15 protein-coding genes and 1 pseudogene are annotated in these 19,009 nt (G+C 46.0%); 6 read left to right on the top strand and 10 right to left on the bottom strand.

The window, feature by feature from the left end:
* Positions 1-118: 118 nt before the first annotated feature.
* Both V7Q33_RS10405 and V7Q33_RS10400 read right to left on the bottom strand, forming a co-directional pair.
* A complete protein-coding gene (locus V7Q33_RS10405; protein WP_331980018.1) occupies positions 119-850 on the bottom strand; it encodes a LytR/AlgR family response regulator transcription factor in 732 nt (243 codons plus the stop codon).
* Positions 847-1,890: a sensor histidine kinase gene (locus V7Q33_RS10400; protein WP_331980016.1), complete on the bottom strand. Its 1,044-nt coding sequence runs from the start codon at positions 1,888-1,890 to the stop codon at positions 847-849. Before V7Q33_RS10400 ends, V7Q33_RS10405 begins: the two co-directional genes overlap by 4 nt.
* Before the next feature lie 285 nt (positions 1,891-2,175).
* Here V7Q33_RS10400 and V7Q33_RS10395 point away from each other — a divergent pair, with 285 nt between their 5' ends.
* The 3 genes from V7Q33_RS10395 (at position 2,176) to V7Q33_RS10385 (ending at position 6,843) form a co-directional block, all read left to right on the top strand.
* Positions 2,176-5,169 carry an outer membrane beta-barrel family protein gene (locus tag V7Q33_RS10395; RefSeq protein WP_333819788.1) on the top strand — a complete coding sequence of 998 codons (2,994 nt, stop codon included), beginning with the start codon at positions 2,176-2,178 and terminating at the stop codon, positions 5,167-5,169.
* A 260-nt stretch (positions 5,170-5,429) separates the two neighbouring features.
* Entirely contained in the window at positions 5,430-6,365 is a 936-nt protein-coding gene (locus V7Q33_RS10390; protein ID WP_333819787.1) for a DUF4272 domain-containing protein, read from the top strand.
* Between the two features lie 28 nt (positions 6,366-6,393).
* On the top strand, positions 6,394-6,843 hold the full coding sequence (locus V7Q33_RS10385) for a GNAT family N-acetyltransferase (protein ID WP_331980010.1): 450 nt from the start codon (positions 6,394-6,396) through the stop codon (positions 6,841-6,843).
* A 160-nt stretch (positions 6,844-7,003) separates the two neighbouring features.
* Here the strand turns inward: V7Q33_RS10385 and V7Q33_RS10380 are convergent, their stop codons facing one another.
* A complete protein-coding gene (locus tag V7Q33_RS10380) occupies positions 7,004-7,753 on the bottom strand; it encodes a copper homeostasis protein CutC (protein WP_331980008.1) in 750 nt (249 codons plus the stop codon).
* Between the two features lie 184 nt (positions 7,754-7,937).
* Between V7Q33_RS10380 and V7Q33_RS10375 the strand changes: the two genes are divergently transcribed.
* The 3 genes from V7Q33_RS10375 (at position 7,938) to V7Q33_RS10365 (ending at position 10,072) form a co-directional block, all read left to right on the top strand.
* Positions 7,938-8,474 (top strand): DinB family protein, encoded by a 537-nt coding sequence (locus tag V7Q33_RS10375; protein ID WP_331980006.1) that lies wholly within the window; start codon positions 7,938-7,940, stop codon positions 8,472-8,474.
* A gap of 1 nt (position 8,475) precedes the next feature.
* Positions 8,476-9,555 (top strand): winged helix DNA-binding domain-containing protein, encoded by a 1,080-nt coding sequence (locus V7Q33_RS10370; protein ID WP_333819786.1) that lies wholly within the window; start codon positions 8,476-8,478, stop codon positions 9,553-9,555.
* Between the two features lie 64 nt (positions 9,556-9,619).
* Positions 9,620-10,072, top strand: coding sequence for a hypothetical protein (locus V7Q33_RS10365; RefSeq protein WP_331980002.1), 453 nt, complete (start codon positions 9,620-9,622; stop codon positions 10,070-10,072).
* Between the two features lie 67 nt (positions 10,073-10,139).
* On the opposite strand, the gene V7Q33_RS10360 is transcribed toward V7Q33_RS10365, so the two are convergent.
* From V7Q33_RS10360 to V7Q33_RS10330, 7 genes and pseudogenes are all read right to left on the bottom strand, one after another.
* Positions 10,140-10,646, bottom strand: a complete 507-nt coding sequence (locus V7Q33_RS10360; protein ID WP_333819785.1) for a DUF3347 domain-containing protein — start codon at positions 10,644-10,646, stop codon at positions 10,140-10,142.
* A 23-nt stretch (positions 10,647-10,669) separates the two neighbouring features.
* Positions 10,670-11,296, bottom strand: a complete 627-nt coding sequence (locus V7Q33_RS10355; protein WP_331979998.1) for a DUF3347 domain-containing protein — start codon at positions 11,294-11,296, stop codon at positions 10,670-10,672.
* Positions 11,297-11,421: 125 nt separating this feature from the next.
* On the bottom strand, positions 11,422-12,603 hold the full coding sequence (locus tag V7Q33_RS10350) for an efflux RND transporter periplasmic adaptor subunit (RefSeq protein ID WP_331979996.1): 1,182 nt from the start codon (positions 12,601-12,603) through the stop codon (positions 11,422-11,424).
* Positions 12,604-12,607: 4 nt separating this feature from the next.
* The gene (locus V7Q33_RS10345) at positions 12,608-13,915 is read right to left on the bottom strand and encodes an efflux RND transporter periplasmic adaptor subunit (RefSeq protein ID WP_331979994.1); all 1,308 of its coding nucleotides are present in this window, start codon (positions 13,913-13,915) and stop codon (positions 12,608-12,610) included.
* Positions 13,893-15,221, bottom strand: a complete 1,329-nt coding sequence (locus V7Q33_RS10340; RefSeq protein WP_333819784.1) for a TolC family protein — start codon at positions 15,219-15,221, stop codon at positions 13,893-13,895. The genes V7Q33_RS10345 and V7Q33_RS10340 overlap by 23 nt, the downstream gene beginning before the upstream one ends.
* Positions 15,202-18,429, bottom strand: a pseudogene (locus tag V7Q33_RS10335) (efflux RND transporter permease subunit). The gene V7Q33_RS10340 and the pseudogene V7Q33_RS10335 overlap by 20 nt, the downstream one beginning before the upstream one ends.
* 112 nt (positions 18,430-18,541) lie before the next feature.
* Complete coding sequence (locus V7Q33_RS10330; RefSeq protein ID WP_331979990.1) at positions 18,542-18,949, bottom strand: HYC_CC_PP family protein; 408 nt, start codon at positions 18,947-18,949, stop codon at positions 18,542-18,544.
* Between the last annotated feature and the right edge of the window lie 60 nt (positions 18,950-19,009).

Here is a 19,009-nt window from a genome sequence, read left to right as displayed (position 1 = left end):
TTCAAAACGCTCAAGAGCTGCTTACTGCGTAAAATTTATTTCCCACAGAACTCACAGAATTTCACAGAAGCTTTTGCTGCATTTAATCTGTGTATATCTGTGAATTCTGTGGGAGATTTTACTGCATTTGATTTTTGTCTGTGAAATCTTTAAATGCCTTGCGATAGGTGTCGCTGATGGGAATGGTAGCGGAGCCGATCTGTACTTCGCCTTTGTGAATAACATCAATCGCATCAACCGCCACTATATAGGAATGATGAATGCGGATAAATTTATCGGAAGGTAATTGTTCTTCGAGGCTCTTGAGTCGCTGCAGTGTAACTACCCTTTGTTGTTTGGTGTGAATGGTAACATAATCTTTCAATCCTTCAACATAAAGTATATCATCCCAGCGCACTTTTACCAGCTTCGTTCCATCTTTTACAAATACAAAGGGCTGCGCCGGATCGGGCGCTTTGGTTTCGCTTGTAGCTATAGCAGAAGCTGTGGAAACTGTTATTCGCTGATTGGCTTTTTCTGCAGCGCGAAGAAATCGTTCGAATGTAATGGGCTTCAGCAGGTAATCGATCACATCAAGCTCGTAGCCCTCCAATGCATATTCGGAATATGCTGTGGTGAGAATAACCATCGGTTTCTTTTGCAAAGCTTTGAGTAAAGATATACCGGTTATTTCGGGCATCTGTATATCGAGAAAGAGCAGATCCACCGGAGTCTTGCGCAGAATCTCGATCGCAGCGAGCGGACTCGAACAGGCATCGAGTAAAGAAAGATACGGTACCTTCTTTACATAATCGGTCATCAGGCTGCGCGCCAGTGGCTCATCGTCTACAATCAAACACGAAATGCTCACGATAAAATTAGTTTCAATTCAACGCTATAGTGATCGGGAGTGTTTTCTACTTTTAAAGTATGCCGCCCGGGGTAACTGAGGTCTAATCTACGCTGAACATTTTGTAATCCAATGCCCGACTTGCTGTGTCCGTTCTTCGGAGCGGTATATTTACTGTTCTCTACACGATAGATGCAGGTTTTGCCCTCCATCGCAATGCTGGCTTTTACCCACGCATCGGTGCTGTTGTTGGTAATGCCGTGCTTGAAGGCATTTTCCAGGAAGGTGATAAAAATGAATGGCGAGATGCGTGCATCCTGCACATTACCCTGTATTGTGAAATCGATCGGTATCTGGTTGTTCAGGCGCAGGCGTTCCAGGCTGATATAGTTTTGCATATACTCGATCTCTTTGCTCAGCAACACTTGCTGATAGTTGGTGTCGTAGATCATATAACGCATCATCTGCGACAGCTTGGCAATCACTTCGGTTGTATTGGGCGATTGCGAGTAGGCGAGGTAATACAAATTATTAAGTGTGTTGAAAAGAAAGTGTGGATTGATCTGTGCTTTCAGAAAGTTAAGTTCTGCCTGCAGTCGTTCGTTCTCTACTTCCTTCTTCTTCGATTCAAACTCAAACCACTCCTGTGCAAAGCGAAGCATTCCAACAAAGATTACAATGAAGAGACTGGTGGCGCTGGCCTGCACAATAAATATAGAGTTATAGAAATAATGCACCTGGTGTGAGTAGCCATCTGCGAGATAACGCTGCAGGTGTACACGTAAAAACATGAGAATGGCAAAAGGTATAAAGAACTCCAGCAGGTATTGTCCCACTTTTTTTCGCTCCAGAAATCGCGGCAGAAAAATGAAGTAGTTGAGATAGGCAACAAGAATGTTAAATATACCATTGGAGGCCGCCTGTACGAAAATCTCCATAGGTTCAATGTCGTGCTCGTGTCTTCGAAAGGAAGCCATCTGGTATACAAAGAATGAAATGTATACACACCAGAAGGAGAGGTGGAGCAGAATAACCCGGTTACGTTGAATAGTAGATTGCATAACAAAACACAATACAGGTAAAATTACGTTTTAGTGCCTGGTGGTGAAGCTGTTCTTATTGATTTTCTACCGTTAGTGGAGTTTTATCGACCGATTCGAGGCGTTGTCCGTACCTTTCGGCACGGTCGAATAGTTGACCGGATTGTCGAATTGAAATGCCTGATCGTATAAAAACAACCTATATGCGTCAACAAATGAATTTTCTTTGCCGTTGACTTTCCAAGCAAGTGTTCGAAAGCATTTTGTGATTTCTTGATTCTGAGTTTTTTATTCTTTTACTATAACATGAGAAAATTATTATCGCTTTTACTTTTTATTACGAGCAGCAGCGCTGTGTTTGCGCAGGGACAGAGTGGAGGTAGTGCCGGGGCTAATACAGCTTCACATACGGCAGTAGCAACTACTGGCAAAATTACCGGAACGGTTACGGATGCCGAAACCAAAAAGCCCGTGGAGTTTGCTACCGTTGCCCTGACCGCCGTTGATTCCGATAAGCCACTCGATGGTACTGTGTGTGATGATAAAGGTGAATTTACCATTTCGAAAGTAGCACCGGGCACCTATAACCTGGTGGTATCGTTTGTTGGCTATGAAACACAAACCGTAAAAGGAGTAGTGGTACCTGATAGGAAAGAAGGTATAAATGTTGGCACGATTGCACTAAGCACCGGAGCAAAAGTGCTCAAAGAAGTGGTGGTGGAAGGACAGAAGTCCATCATTGAAGAGCGAGTGGATCGCATGGTATATAATGCTGAGAACGACCAGACCGCCCGCGGTGGTGATGCCACAGATGTACTGAAAAGAGTGCCGATGCTTTCTGTTGACCTGGATGGTAACGTATCCATGCGCGGTAGCCAGAATATACAAGTGCTTATCAATAACAAGCCATCTACCATTATGGCTTCCAGTATAGCAGATGCGTTAAAGCAGATTCCTGCTGATCAGATCAAATCTGTAGAGGTGATCACATCGCCCTCTGCCAAATACGATGCAGAAGGTTCTGCCGGTATCATCAACATCATTACCAAGAAAAATACATTACAAGGACTTACCCTGAACATAGATGCCGGTGTAGGTACACGTGGTTCTAACCTGGGGCTGAATGGTAATTATCGCAAAGGCAAGATGGGCTTTTCTCTGGGCGGATGGGGCCGTGCCAACTATAATGTAAAAGGTAGCTTTGAAAACAACCAGTATACACGTTCATCGCTGGAAGGACCGTATACCCAAAACCTGCAGCAGGCCAAAACACGTAACAACGGTATATTTGGTAACTACAACCTCGGTTGGGATTATGATATAAATGAGAAGAACTATATGGCTGCGTCTGTCCGCCTGGGTGCGCGTAATGGTAACAGTTACCAGGATAATCTGTTTACGATGATCGACAATGCTATAGATGATCCTGATAACGCTACCATTACCAGTTTGCGTAATGTCATCTCGAAAGATCAATCCAACACCGTAGATGCAAACCTGACTTTTACCCATTTGTACGCCAAGCCACAGCGTGAGCTAAGCTTTATGGGCAGCTATAGCCGTAACAACCGCACCAATAACTACCAGAACGCTATAGCAGAACAGAATGGTGTTGCTGTTACGCAAGGTGTAAAGAACGTGAACGACAGCTACAACCAGGAGATGACCATGCAGGTAGATTATCAATCGCCTATCGGTTCAAACCAGATGGTGGAATTCGGTGCTAAAGATATTATGCGTAAAGCGTTTAGCGAGTTCCAGTATTTTACTTCCGATGGTAACGGAGGATACGTGCCTTCCACCAACGCATCACTTTCCAACAACCTGAACTATGATCAGAATGTAGCCGGCGGATATTTATCATATACCTATACTACCAAGAGTAATATTAGTGTAAAGGCAGGTTCTCGTTACGAATACACAACCATTAAAGCCTATACACTCACTGAGGAAAAGATAGAGATACCTGCTTACGGCGTGCTGGTTCCCAGTATAAACGTTTCTAAAAAGTTCAGCAATGGTAAAACATTAAAGGCTGCCTATAACAGACGTATTCAGCGTCCGTCTATCCAGTACCTGAACCCGAACATACAGGCATCCAACCCTTATAGTATATCGATTGGTAACCCTTCGCTAAGCCCCGAGTATACCAACAACTACGAACTTACGTACAGCACGTTCATTAAAGGAACGTCACTTAACTTCTCTGGTTTCTGGCGCAATACCAATAATTCAATTCAGAGTATACGCGATGTGATCGGTAATGTAAAAACAGATCCTGATACAGTGCGCACAACGTACAAGAACATTGGTAAGGAAGATGCCGTAGGGCTTAACTTTTTTGCAAATGTGAATATCGGTAAGCTTTCATTGAATGGCGGTAGCGATCTATACTATGCGATGTTGAAGAATAATAACCCTGATCCGCAATATACTGCCAGCAATTCAGGTTGGGTTGTGAGCTATCGCCTCTTTGGTAGCTATAACCTCACAAAAGGATGGGGTTTCCAGTTCTTCGGATTCTACCGCGGTCGCCAGGTACAATTGCAGGGAACGCAAGGGGGATTCGGTATATATAGTCTTGGTTTGAAGAAAGATCTGAACGACAAACGTGGAAGTATAGGCTTTGGTGCAGAGAACTTCTTCAATACATCAGGCTTCCGGATTCATAGCAAAGTAAATTCTCCGTTGGTAGAAAGCACTAGCTTAACGGTGTTGAAGAACATGAGCTTCCGCATCAACTTCAGCTACCGCATTGGTAAAATGAGCACGGATGCCAAACCGAAACGCAGAAAGTCTATCAGCAATGATGACCTCAAAGAAGGTGGCGAAGGTGGCGGAGGCGACATGGGCGGGGGTGCTCAGGGCGGTGGCCAGCAAGGTGGCGGTAACATGCGCGGTGGTGCAGCACAAGGTCAGGGTGCGAGAACACCCGGTGCTGGCGCTACAACGGCTGCTCCTGCAACTTTACCGGCTACCGATCCGAATGCCACCGTAGTAGCGGAAGGCACATGGAACTATACTATAGAATCGCCGCAGGGTGGTGAAGGTACACTCACCATTAAGAAAGAAGGTGATGTATATAGCGGTACTATCAAGAACAATCGCTTCAACAGTGTGAATGCATTGAAGGATGTAAAAGTAAATGGCAATGAAATAACCTTCAGCTACGAAGTTAACTTTGGTGGCAATGCAAGAACGATCAGCGTGAAGGCAATTATAGCTGGCGATGCGTTTACCGGTAACATGACCGTGGGCGAGTTTGGATCATTCCCGATGAACGCAAAGCGCGCACAGTAATAAATTAAGAATTTTAAAAATAGATTGAGAGAGGAGCGAAGGCTCCTCTTTCTTTTTGTGCAGTTACTTGTTCCTGCTTTCTGTAATGAAAGAAACGTAACCTATAAGATAGCACTTCAGGCCGCAAGGTGTTTACAGTATTGCTGCAGAATCGCTATCTTGGGTTGGCAGAGTCAAGGGTTTGCCTGTGTAATCAGGGTATTCGCCTGGACAATCTTCGAGCGCAAGAGTATATTAACCGAGTCTCCATACATCTCACTATGCTTTTCTGGAAAAGGAATACCGATACGATAATCCAGTGCCCGAATTGTGAGTGGAAGCCGGATGGCGAAAAACATTGGGCGTGTAGTTGTGGTCATTCATGGAATACGTTTGAAACAAAAGCGAAGTGCCCGCAATGTAAAAAACAATGGCAGGATACGGTTTGTCCCGGATGTGGTAAGCTGTCGCCGCACAAGAGCTGGTATAAAACACGAGAGGAGATAAATGCGCTGGAGAGCGCAGGCGACAGTCAGTTGCGGGCAAAGAAGAAGAGCCTGGAATCGAGGCTTGTCGGCTATGGAATCAAAAATTACCGCGTAAGCCATCTGCCCTATCTTGATCATTCCAACGAAAAATTCCATTCACCGTTTGAAGCAGGTTGCCGGATGATGATACTATATGCTATTTCGTATGCAGTACATAAGCTTCACGAGCGTGCTGACGTTTGCGACTGGCTGCAAAGAGAAGGCTTGTGGGATCGTGTGTCGCCAAAGGAAAAAGAATTTTTTACAGATCCGTTACCCGAGAAGGAAACATTGCGGGAACTATCGTGGCGAATAGAGGCCGCGCTTACGTTGGGCTGGTGTTTGAATAAAGTAAAGGTATTGCCGCGCCTGGATGAGGCAAGCAACAAAATCAACGGCCAGGCGATGCGCGAGTTCCAGGAGAATGTTCCTGCACTGGGTGAACCGCTGATGTCCTTTCTGTCGAATCTCGAGTATAGAAGCCTCGATGAAATCTACGAAGAAAATTTAGTAAACGAGATGGCCACCACATACTTCAGAGATTTGATGTTCAGCAGAAAAGACGATCAAACCAAAATCAACCGTGCGGTAAGTCTTGAGAGACACCGGGTGCTCAACTGGCTCAGAACACACTATGAAGACGGTAACTTTAGCGGAGAGCTGTGGGACGATGTGGATACATCTACGTAGCAATTTTTTATATATAGTATATTCGTGTATGTATAAAATAATCAGAACAAATTCCGGTAACATCGATTTTCAAATCCTTGTGAAAGAGCTGGATAAAGATTTAGCCATCCGCGATGGCGATGAGCATGCTTTCTATGCGCAGTTCAATAAGATCGATGCGATTAAACATGCTGTGGTGCTCTATGAAAATAATATACCGGTTGCCTGCGGAGCCATTAAACAGTATAATGAAAGTACCATGGAAGTAAAGCGAATGTATGTGCTTCCCGATAAACGCGGAAAAGGAATTGCCTCCCTGGTTCTGAATGAGCTGGAAAGCTGGGCAAGAGAAATGAATTACCAACGATGCATTTTAGAAACCGGCTACAAGCAACCCGAAGCGCTTCGGCTATATGAAAAGAACAACTATAGAATTATACCAAACTACGGGCAATATGCAGGGGTGGAGAATAGCGTTTGCTTCGAGAAGAACTTATAATGCCAAAGTTATTTCCCACAGAATTACACAGATACATTTCTCACATCCAATAGCTATGGAGATTAAAATAAATACTGAAAAAACGCTTCGTGTTCCTTTGCGTCTTCTTTGCGATACTTTGTGCAATTGGATTTTCTTCTCTCGCTTACATCTCTTGCAGCTAGCGCCCAGCAGCCTTCTCCGCTAACACGCGCATCTTCTTCACCCGCTCCGGATCAACGGTGCGTAGCTTAAACTCCGAGCCTTCATCCGAGCCCATGCCGGCAATTTTTTCATTGCGATATATCATGGCACTGTTACGGGAACTTGTTGCAGAGAAATGAATTTCTTTTGCGCCTGACTTCGATACAATTTCTTCAACGGTATTTTCATTTACACCGGAGCCCGGCATAATAGCAATTCTTCCGTTGGCACGTTTGATCAGCTCAGTAATCAGATCTATACCTTTCACAGCTTGTGTCTGATGGCCGGAGGTAAGGATGCGATCGAAACCTGCTTCAATGCAATCTTCCAATGCTTCGAATGGATCGCGCGTCATATCAAAAGCCCGGTGACACGTTACTTTCAACGGACGTGCTTTATCGATGAGCTCTTTGCAACGCTTCTTGTCAATTGTCCCATCCGGATTTACAATACCAAACACAACGCCATCTACACTCAGCTTCTGGCATTGCGATATATCGCGTTTCATGGCGTGGAACTCATAGCTGTCGTAATGAAAATCTCCACCTCTCGGGCGGATCATCACAAACACATCGAGGGATACATGCTGGCGAACCACTTCAATGGTTCCATAAGAAGGCGTAGTGCCACCTTCACCAGGGTTGTCGCAAAGTTCAATGCGGTCGGCCCCACCTTCCTGTGCTTTGCGTGCGGATTCAATATTATAGACTACAATCTCAATGGTCATGATGCAAAAAGTTAGATGTCAAATATCCTATAAATTTTCACAATCGCATTACCGGATGTTTAAACTTCTGCTGATTTCTGCGCGTGTGTTGTGTGCGTTGAAAAAATATTTTTACATTTTTTTTGTTGACATAAGGCTGTCATATACCCGCTGTTACTTTATATTAAAATTAAACAACACTTCTATGACAACGACAAAGGAAAAGCAACAACTCACCATCGGCAGCCTGCTCACGGATCTTACTGTATACAATGCATGGGCAAATGAAACGTTGGTAAATTGGCTGCGTCCGAAGCCGTCCGGGTTGATTGTGCGTGAAGTTGCATCCAGTTTTCCCAGTATAAAAGAAACCCTGGTGCATATATGGGATACAGAGCGTTTCTGGTCATCGGTGTTAGAACAAGTGCCAGCACCGCCATCATTTCGTCAGGGTTTTGATGGCACAACGGAGGATGTATGGGAAGGCATCGTACAACATTCGCGCGCTATGGCAGATTTTGTTGCTACGCTTTCTGAAGAGGCATGGGCAGAAGATGTAGCGTTTGATACGCCTTATATAAAGGGTATACAATCACGGGCAGCGTTTCTGAACCATTGTATCACTCACAGCGGCTATCACCGGGGACAGGTGGTAACGATTGCCCGCAATGCAGGGATCACGGATATTCCAATGTCGGATTATAGTTTTTATCTTTTACGCGTAAAACAGAAACAGATATAGTATGACGCTCCCATCCATTGCACACCAACGGTTACATCACCAGCGCATCTCGCAGAGTGAATTTGAAAAACCGGAAGAAGTAGTATCATGGATGGGAGCGATGCAGTCGCAGGATTACCTGGGATCGCTGTGGAGTGTAGGTCTGCGCATGAAGAATGGAAGCGAAGAAATGATTGAGCAGGCCCTTGCCGATAAAACGATTGTTCGTACCTGGCCCATGCGTGGTACGTTGCACCTGGTTGCTCCTGCCGATGTACGCTGGATGCTGAAAGCTTTTACGCCACGTATAATCTCGCGCGCGGCAGGTATCTATAAACAGGAAGAACTCGATAAGAAAGTATTTACCAAAAGTGCCAAGCTTCTCGTGACTGTACTGGAAGGCGGGCACCAGCTTACGCGCAAAGAAGTATATGATATACTGGAGCGGGGCAAGATCGCTACCGGTAATACACGCGGGCTTCATATACTGGGATACCTGGCACAAACGGGATTGATCTGTTTCGGAGCACGAAAAGGAAAACAACCTACTTTTACATTGCTGGATGAATGGATACCCGCTACCAAATTACCGCAGCAGGATGAAGCTATAGCCGCCTTCGCGCTACGTTATTTCGCGAGCCATGGTCCGGCTACGTTACAGGATTTTGCCTGGTGGACGGGCTTATCCATAACCGAAGTGAAAGCGGTACATGATGCTATAAAATCAAAACTTATACAGGAAACCGTTCAAGGTAATACATACTGGATGGCTGCTGATAATCCGGAGGTAAAACCGAAAACAACATCGGTATATTTGTTGCCAGGCTTTGATGAATACCTGCTCGGCTATACTAATCGCAGTGCGGCGATCGATACAGCGCGCTTCAAACAAATTGCGGGAACCGGCAATGGTATATTGAGCTCCACCGTGGTAATAAATAGTCAGGTAGTAGGTACATGGAAGCGCACTGTTGCCAAAGATACCGCAGTGGTGGAGTTAAAACCGTTTGCGTCATTCACAAAAACACAAAAGACAGCCATTGCTTCAGTAGCTAAAAAATATAGCGCATTCCTGGGGACTTCATTAATAAAAATAGTGTGACGCCAGATTATTTATAGCAGGTATGGTTTTTTCAACCTGATTGTTGAATTAAACTGTAATAAATATGAAGATCACAAGCAACACTTGGATACTGGGTTTATGCTTTGTATTGCTTGCCGGCAGTACATTTGCCCAGCAGGCTTCCCAATCGGGGCAGAAAGTCATCGATTTAGTGGTGGGCACCTGGCAGATAAGCCAGGTATTTGATGGTAAGAAACAAATACAGTCAACTTCTGATACTCTTATTCACACTATCGAATTTACACGCGAAGCAAAATACATCACACGCAACAACTCGCAGAAGTTAGACTCCGGCCTGTTTCGCATCAATGAAAATCACAAGATACTATACCTCGAAAGTAAGAATAATGCGAATGGCGATGCGCATCCCGTGGAGTGGGGGCTTTCCTTGCAAGGCCACATTCTTACCCTTACCGGGCGGGGATCGCCACATGCCGAACGATTCAAATATATATATACCCGGAAGTCGGGGACAAAGAAGATGGGAACGGAATAGCGAAAATTTTGTGAACGTATAGATATACCAGTATTCACCACTTAACGGTGAATACTGGTATTTTTATTTACTGAATGGTTTCCTTTACCGAACCACAGTGCAGCATCATATCGCCAAAATATGGGTTCATGATCTGCTTGTCGTTCGAAAGCCAGTATGCGCCCGTATGGTTATTCGCCATCGGGCAATATTCCAGGTATAAAGATCCAGACGCTACGTTTCCACTTACTAAGGCCTTCATTTCAGTGCTTAGTGTAGCAAATTCTTTTCGCTGGGCTTCCAGATCAGATGCTGCCGCGATGATGCCGGCCGATGCAGATACCTTCTTTCCATTGGTTAACGTTTCTGCCGATTGCTTTAATGCCGCAGCCGCCTGTTTTGCCTTTGTGGCGTTTGATGCCACCAGCGCGTCTTTCAGCTGAAGGTAATGTGTATAGGCTGTGGTAAGCCTGGCGTCTTTGAATGTAGGAGCTTCCGCAGTCTGTGCCGGTGTGCTGTGTTGTGCATGATCATGCTGCGCATACGCACCCCAACTCATGAGCAGAAGTGCAATTACAAAGGCTATGTTTTTCATATAGTATATTTGAATGATTAATTTTACTGAAGCTTTTCTTTTACAACGCCACATGTAGGCATCTTGTCGCCAAAGTATGGATTACGAATCGCCTCCTGATCGCTGAGCCAGTAAGCACCTTCGTCATTGAACGCCATGGGACAAAAATCATAATAGGCCGTGGTGCCGCCCAGGCCGAATGCCTTTGCGCTTTTGTATAGATTTTCAGAAAGCACGCTGAATGACTTGCGCTGCGCTTCTATATCTTTATTTGTCTCGATTGCTTTTACGGAAGATTCCAGGTTGCCGAGGTACGTCATCCAGTCATGATGGGCAGCATCTGACAATAGCATCATATCTACTTTTGATAGCGCCTGCTTAACAGCGGTAGCCTCGGTGCGCACCTTGTTATCATCAGATGCTACGAATGCTTCTTTCAACGACAGGTACGCAGTATATACCGCTGCCAGTTGCTGCTGGAAAACTTTGTCAACATCAAACTGAGGTTTGCCGGCTTCCGTTGTTGCAGCGGAGTCAGTTGCAGCAGTGGTGGTGTCGTGTGCTTCGTGGTCATGATCTTCGTGATGATGATCTTTTTTACCAGAGCAGTTGCTTAATGCGAATGCTGATGCAGCGAACAGCAAAGCGAGAAAAGTGGATTTTGTTTTCATGGTATAAAGTTAATAGTTATCTGTTACAAGTTATTCGTAGGTAAATCCAGTGGCACAAAGAATCACAAAGGAGACCCGGAGTTACACAAAGGGTTTAGCAATATTTAATCTTTCAATTTTCTAATCTACACTCCCTTCTTCAACACCATCTCGGAGTATAGCAAATACGCTCCCGTTACCACCACGGTATCGCCAGCCTGTAAACCTTCGGTGATTTCTACTTTGTCAAAATCTTCAATACCTGTTTTAACCGTGCGTGGCAGAAAGGTATTGTGGCCGCGCTGAATATATACATGGGTTCCTTTGGCATCGTGTATTACAGCGTCTGTCGGCAATGCCAGCGATTGTTTGGAGGAATGATTGAACAGTACTTGCGCCTGCGTGCCCGGAATATACCGGTGATCGCCATTCTGCAACAGAGCCCGCATAACTGTGATCTGTGTGCCTGCCGTATACTCCGGACTCAGGAATATAACCGTTGCATCGATGGGATCATTTTCAAAACCACTGATGCGCACACGTATTTTATCGCCTGTTTTTAGGAGCGCTGTTTCCTGCGGGTATAGTTCTGCAGCAACCCATAATTGATCTATATTTTCAAACTTGTAGAGCAGCGCACCTTCCGGTACATATTGCCCTTCGGTGGCGTTGATTTCGGCAATGATGCCTCCTGCCGGAGCCACAAACGTAATGCGTTCTTTAGGCGATTTGGATTCGGCAAGTTGCGCAATCTGTTTTTGAGTAAGGCCGTAGAGTAGTAGTTTTCGCTCAGAGGCTTTTAGAAACGATTCATAGCGCGGTTCTTGTTTGCCCAGTGTTTCAAATTGCTCTTTGGCCAGTAAATATTCACGTTGCAGCGTTAACAGGTTCTCGCTATAAAGTTCATATAGCGGTTCACCTTGTTTCACCTCGCGGCCGGTTTCTTTTATAAACAGGCGCTCAATTCGCCCGGCAGCGCGGCTGCTGATCACTTCAGTACGCGATTCATCAACCATAATTTTGCTATTGATAACAGACGTTTCGCCAATGGTTTCAGAGGATACTTGCTGCGTGGTGATATTGGCTAATTTCAGTTGTGTATTATTCAGCATGATGTGTTGACTAGTAGTGCTGCTTATGGGTACGAGGTCCATGCCGCAGATGGGGCACTTGCCCGGGGCATCGCGTATAATTTGAGGGTGCATAGGACATGTATATTTCTCTGAAGCAGCGTGTGCCGCATGCTGATGTGTTTCTGTTTTGCTTTCCTGCCGATTGCAGCTCCATGCCAGCAGGGCCAGTATAACTAAATAGATGAATGCCCGCATATCGTTATGGTTTTGCTTTGATGAAACTTTCACTGTCTACCAGGTATTGTGCGTTGGCAGCAATAACGTCTGTTGAAGAAATTCCTTTTACAGAAACCAGCGTTCCGCTATAGATACTGGTTGTCACTGGCAGCGGTTTAAAAATGCCATTGCGCTGCGCGAAAACAACTTTGTTCAGACCAAGGTCTACTACCGATTCACGAGGCACCCAAAGCCCCTCTATTTCAGGAAGTGTGACCGTAGCTTGGATCAACTGCCCCACGGAAAGTTTTTCGGCAGGGGCTATATATACCCTGACCTTGATAAAGGATTGATTCTGATCAAAGAATGGCTGTACAAAATCGACCGTAGCTTTTTGCTTTGAATCAGTGCCTGTATCCAGCGAGATTACATCTCCTTTTTTAAGGACATTTGAATCATTGATCGGAACGCTCAATTCGATACGCAAAGCTGATGTGTTCACAACGGTGAACAAGGTTTCACCTGTATTTATATAGCTCCCTTCCCGCACAAGCGAGCCTGACGGCTGTGTTGTGGCTGCGGAGGTCGAAGCTGCCGGCGAGTTACCGCTCATCGAACTTCCACCCATATCATTTGCAGGCGATGCCGTTGTACTTGCATTGACGGAAGGTGCTGCAGTATTAGCAGCAATGATATACCCGCTGGCCGGACTATATATCGTATAGGTCTGTGGTGGTTCCTGCCGGTGTGCGAGTGCTTCCAATTGCTTTGCCGACATTCCCAGGAGATATAGCTTGTTTTTGGCAGACTCGATAAGTGCCGTATTACCGGCATCGTTCTTTAACAGAAACAGATATTCCCGTTGGGCGGCCAGCAATTCAGGACTATAGATCTCGGCAATGGCCTGCCCTTTTTGTACGGATTGGAAAACATACTTCATATATACTTTTTCCAGGCGCCCCCCGATGCGTGCCGGAATGCTGCTGATATACCGCGTGTCGTAGGTAACAACGCCTTGTGCCGGTAGCGTTATCGATAATTTTTTATGTTCACCTTTCACAGTAGCAATGTCTGTAATGACCACTTCGTTTGGTGATTTGGTACGTTGTGCCAGGTCGCTGGTTACTTTTACTTCTTCACCTTCGCGGGCTTTGCGCACTAACTCCATTCCGCACACCGGGCACGTTCCGGGTTTATCGGTAACCACTGTGGGATGCATGGGACAAGTATAAATATCCTGATGCGCTGTTTCTTTTGTTCTACAGGCATCGAATATAAACAGCATGGTTACTGCCAGCAGTATTTTACCCCACGGGTATATCATTGCTTTATTTCTCCAATTCCTTTTCATAGCGAACGATCATCGTATAGTATTCTTCGAGCTTATTCACATATTCCATCTGGGCCATGTTCATGGCTTCCCACGCATTGATCACCTCAGGCAGCTGACCCCGGTTCTCCTCGTATGCCAGCAGAGTGGTTTCATAATTCTTGCGCAGGGCAGGAATGATCCTGGTTTTATAGTTATCCAGTTGCCGCTTCATGTTCGTGAGCTGCGAAGCCATGCCAGCCAGCATGCCGCGTGCTTCCGTTAGTATAGCCTCGCGTCCTTTCTTCATGGCAGCGATGTCGTACTGCATACCTTTTACTTCTGCCCGATACATTTTAGACGACCACGGAGCTATAGGTATAGATACCATGGCCATGGCTGTAAACTGTGTGGGCATATTGCGGCCAATGGGCTGCATGTGATCAAATCGTATTTTGAAATCAGGCTTTGCCTGGTATTGCTGAAGCTTCTGGTTGAGACGCATGACTTCAATCGTCTTGTCTATTTGTTTAATGTCGCTGCGATTCGCGCCAAGCAATGCAGTATCATATAACGTATTGTTGGGCTCAAAGCTCACCACGGTGGCCGTATCGATCATGATCGAATCCATAGCGGGTATATTCATCAATGCTTTGAGCCGGTAACTTTTTTCTTTGATTGATGCACGGGTCATCAACATCATATTCTGTACTTCGCTGAGGCGGCCTTCGGTCTTGTATATATTACCAAGGCTTCCCTGGTTATAAGGATAGCGGATACTGGCGAGCTTCAGCATCAGATCGATGATGCGTTCATTCTCCTGCAGGATGGATATCTTTTGTAAGTCCGCCAGCCACTGATAATATAGTGTCTTCGCTTCTGCACGCAATGTGTTGTATTGCAGCGCGCGCCCCTGCTGTTGAACACGGGCTTTTGATTGCAGGTAATTTTTATTGGCATTAAGCTTCGCCGGATTGGGAATCTGCTGCTCAACTGAGATCATAACATTACCCTTGTCACGCTCCTCCATTAACCGTTGTCCCGGGTAAGGTGTCATAAATGTACCGGCACCAACCATTGGAGCCATCCAGCTTTTCGCGCCCGTAGTATACGCATGCAATGCCTCAACACGCTGATCGTATTCCTGCAGCATCGGGTTTTGCCTATCGATGCGATGCAGTACCGTATCAAGGCTGAGTACTTGCGCATGTAGAGAAGTTGTTGTGAGTAATACAAGCAGGCAGCAAGCTGCGAGCTGTGAGCTGTGAGCTGCGAGTGAGGTTATTGTGATCCTGAACAACGAACCTTGAACTTTAAACTTTAAACTTTCAGCTTTTACCCTCTTCATAAATTTCCAGTTTTCCGAATTTTCTCAATTCATATTCTTTCGTCATCAAAAAGATAAGTGGTGTTACCAGCAGGATATGGGTAGATGAAGTGATCACACCTCCAATCATGGGTAATACAATAGGTTGCATGACATCGCTGCCTACTCCGGTTGACCATAGTACCGGTATCAATCCAAACAACGCCACGGAAACCGTCATGATTTTGGGACGAAGACGTTTCGCGGCACCATGAATAACATATTCCTTTAGTATATCTGCTGAAATGCTTTCGCGCGAATTGCCATATTGTTTTACCAGTTCACGCATGGCATCGTTCAGGTATATAACCATTACTACACCGGTTTCCACGGCTATGCCAAACAAGGCTATAAATCCCACAGCCACGGCTACCGACAGATTTACGCTGTAGAAATATACCATGTAGGCTCCGCCAATGAGTGCAAAAGGAATTGTAATAAGGCTTAGAAATGCTTCGCGAATGGAATGGAACGCCAGGTATAGCGAGATGAAAATAATGAGCAGCACCACCGGTAATATCACCATCAGTGTGTGTCGGCTGCGGATTAGGTTCTCATATTGCCCGCTCCACTCCAGGTAATAACCGGGAGGAAGAGCGCCTTGCCTGTTGTTCAAAGTTTCCATCGCTTCTTTCACCGTGCTGCCCAGGTCGCGGTCGCGTACGTTAAAGAGTACAGCTCCGCGCAGCATCGCGTTTTCAGAGGTAATCATCGGCGGGCCATCCTCAAAGTATATATTGGCCACGGATGATAAGGGTATAGTACCAAGTGCCGGTGTCTTTAGCGGGATGCGCTTCAACTGCGATAAACTGTTGCGATAATCTTGTGCAAGGCGAACGCTGATGGTAAACCGCTGGCGTCCTTCAATGGTCTGGCCAATGGGCGTCCCACCGATCGCTGACTCCACAATCATGTTTACATCATTTACTGATAAACCATAGCGTCCGAGTGCTTCGCGATTGATGTGTACCGTAAGGTATTTTCCGCCAGTGATCGGGTCTACATATAAATCCTTAACACCGGGCACGGCTGCAAGCGAAGCTTTGATACGCTCGGATACAGCCTTGATACTATCCAGGTTTTGTCCGTATACTTTTATACCTACATCGGTACGTATACCGGTTGCCAGCATGTTGATACGGTTAATGATGGGCTGTGTCCACCCGTTTACTACGCCGGGTATTTGCATTTTGGCATCAAGCTCGTTGATGATATCTTTCTTGGTGATGCCCGTGCGCCATTCGGATTTTGGTTTCAGTAAGATGATCGTTTCGATCATACTGATAGGTGAATTGTCTGTGGCCGTACTGGCACGGCCGGCTTTTCCCAATACCTTGTCAACTTCGGGTACCGACTTGATAATTTTATCTTGTACCTGCAGAATGCGTTTGACTTCTTCGTTGGCTATGTCCGGCAATGTAACCGGCATAAACAGTATAGATTGTTCATCGAGTGGTGGCATGAACTCGCTTCCCAAACTCAGCAGCAGGGGTACACTGACGGCAAGTGCCAGCATGTTTACGGCCAGTGTCGTTTTGCGCCACCGCATACAGGTACGGATGACAGGCTCATATACTTTCTCCAGCAGGCGATTGATCGGATTGTGATGCTCCCCGCGAAACCTGCCCTTCATAAAAAAGGAAAGCAGTACGGGCGCCAGCGTTACAACCAATAGTGCGTCTACTACCAGTATAAAAGTTTTGGTATAGGCGAGCGGATGAAAGAGTTTACCTTCCTGCCCTGAGAGCATAAACACCGGCAGGAAAGAGGTGATGATAATAATCGTGGAGTAAAACACACCACGGGATACCTGTCGTGAGGAGCGCTCAATAATGCTGAGGCGCTCGGCATCACCGATCCGGGTATAGGGCTTGCGTGAAAATAATTTTCGGATCATGATGATTTACTTTTCGTTCTCCGGATTTAGTTCGTGATAGCGATGCGACAAATGTTTATAGGCATTCTCTGACATGATGATGCCGTTGTCCACAATCACACCGATGGCCAGCGCAATGCCGGTAAGTGACATGATGTTGGAAGATATACCGAATGCATTCAGCAGGATAAAACTGGTGGCAAGGGTTATCGGTATCTGGATAATGATACTGATGGCGCTGCGCCAGTGCAGCAGAAAAAGTATTACCACGAGCGATACCACGATCATTTCTTCAATAAGTGTTTTCTTAATGGAGGAAACCGATTCTTCAATGAGCGTACTGCGATCGTATACAATATTGAACTTCACACCTTCCGGAAACCCTTTCGCTACATCTTCCATTTTTACCTTGATGGCGCGGATCACTTCATCGGCATTTTCACCATAGCGCATCACCACGATGCCGCCTACTGCCTCACCTTCGCCATCCTGGTCAAATATACCGAGGCGTGTTTCTCCGGTCATTTGCACCGTGGCTACATCGCGTATCTTTACAGGTATAGTGTTCACCGTCTTTACCGGTATATTTTCAACTTCATCAACAGACTTGAGGTATCCCGTTGTTTTAATGATATAGCCAATGTCGCTCATCTCGAATTTGCGCCCGCCCGCTTCGTTGTTGTTGCTGCGGATCGATTGAATTACTTCCTGAACAGAAAGTCCATAATAAGTAAGGCGATTGGGATTGAGGGTTACCTGGTATTGTTTCTGGAAACCACCAAACGATGCGATCTCGCTTACACCGGGCACATTTTGCAAAGCAAACTTCACATACCAGTCTTGTATAGCACGTTGCTCGCCCAGGTCCATGCCGGGTGCTTCGAGGGTATACCAGAGTATATGGCCTACACCGGTGCCATCGGGGCCGAGCGTTGGCGTTACTCCTTCGGGCAGCAGGCGCGTGGCATAGTTGAGTCGTTCGAGCACGCGTTCACGCGCCCAGTATATATCGGTATTGTCCTGGAAGATGACGTAAACGAAGCTCATACCAAACATAGAAGAGCCGCGTACATATTTTACCTGCGGCAATCCCTGCAGGTTGGTAACCAGCGGATAGGTTACCTGGTCTTCCATAATCTGCGGACTGCGCCCCATCCATTCGGTGAAGACGATGACCTGGTTCTCTGACAGGTCGGGTATAGCATCGATCTTGTTTTCGCGTACAGCATATATACCCCACGCGAAGAGTGTGGCTGCCACCAGCAAGACCAGGAACCTGTTCCGCAGTGACAAGGAAATTAAATTTTCAATCATGGTATAACCCGTGAAGAAATGTGGAAAATGTAAAATGAATAAAGTATACTGCCCGCAAGAATGGCTATGGATGCTGGACAGGCGAAGCTATAGCAGCTTCAGAGAGTAAAGATCAGATAAGAAGTGTACGGAAAGAAACGGTGAGGTCTTCAGATCGTAAGGGCGGATCGTAATTATAATATGTATTCTGTGCCCGTGGAGATGCCGGTATAATTTCGGCGATCAATACTACGGGAAGTTCAAGGTCAACAACCGTGGCGGGGGCAATTACAACATCGGTAAGGGGAGCTTTAAATCCCTGGCCTTCGTGCACAATGGTCTCGTCTTCACAGCAGGAGCTTGCTTTATGGCGGTGGCAGGGCGGGAGTTGTTTCTCCATGGCGCATCCTTCCGCTTTGGTAAAAAGGGCCACATGCTGCACACGTCCCTGGCACAAATGCACACCAACGGTAAAGCTGCTGGCTGACAATAAAGTCAGCAGAGCCAGTACAACCGATGCTATGGGACGGAGCCTTTTCATATTTACAATTCAAATGTACGGATTTTCGGGATAGAAGGGTTTATATTTTAAAAGGATTGG

The organism is Ohtaekwangia sp. (assembly GCF_036786105.1).
Taxonomy (GTDB): domain Bacteria; phylum Bacteroidota; class Bacteroidia; order Cytophagales; family Cyclobacteriaceae; genus Ohtaekwangia.
The sequence above is the reverse complement of the archived record's forward strand: the minus strand, read 5'-3'. Positions and strand labels throughout refer to the sequence as shown.